General features: G+C 55.1%; 1 protein-coding gene. It reads left to right on the top strand.

The window, feature by feature from the left end:
• Window positions 1-144: 144 nt before the first annotated feature.
• Window positions 145-644 (top strand): hypothetical protein (locus B879_RS21460; protein WP_040401653.1); only part of this gene is annotated, 500 nt, incomplete at its 3' end.

Genomic DNA, 644 nt, shown 5'->3' with positions numbered 1-644 from the left:
CGATGAGCCGAAACACTGCTGTACTCCTTGGCGCTGCAGCCCTTAGCCTGATGGCCTACCACAGCGCCAAAGAAGCCGGATCCGACAAAGTAACGGCCCTTGTGATCGGCAGCGTAGCCGGTAATCTATTGACTGGAGCCGCCTATGACGCCCTCACAAAGTAAACTAGTTGCTGCCTACCGGCAAGTGCTGGTATCGGGCGAAAAGTATGATAACCGCAAGCTGCAAAAGCTGGCTGCTGGCTTTGGCATTACGGATAAAACCGAAATCAAGGAATCTGCAGAACTGGCAGTGGTGCAAGCGACTCGTACTATTGCCCTTGATAGAAGCCTTAGCCTGGAGCAGCGCTTTATTGGAATTCTGGAGCTCTACCAGCAGCAGGTAAACATGAGTCACCGCACAACGCAGTCCATCCTGCTGCAGCAGTACTCCACCCCCGGCCCTATTGCCTGGCTAGCCAGCGCCTTTGTTCGCTCCGGCGCTCCGGAAGGCTACTTCCTCGAACCTTCGGCCGGTAACGGTAGCCTTACCACAGCCATGAGGCCCGACCAGGTACACGTAAATGAAGTAGACGTACTGCGAAGAGCCAATCTGCAGGCACAAGGATATGCCAGGGTAACGGCCCTTGATGCTTCTGAACATGC

Source organism: Cecembia lonarensis LW9, from assembly GCF_000298295.1.
Classification (GTDB): domain Bacteria; phylum Bacteroidota; class Bacteroidia; order Cytophagales; family Cyclobacteriaceae; genus Cecembia; species Cecembia lonarensis.
This window is presented reverse-complemented; position numbering and strand designations above follow the sequence as displayed.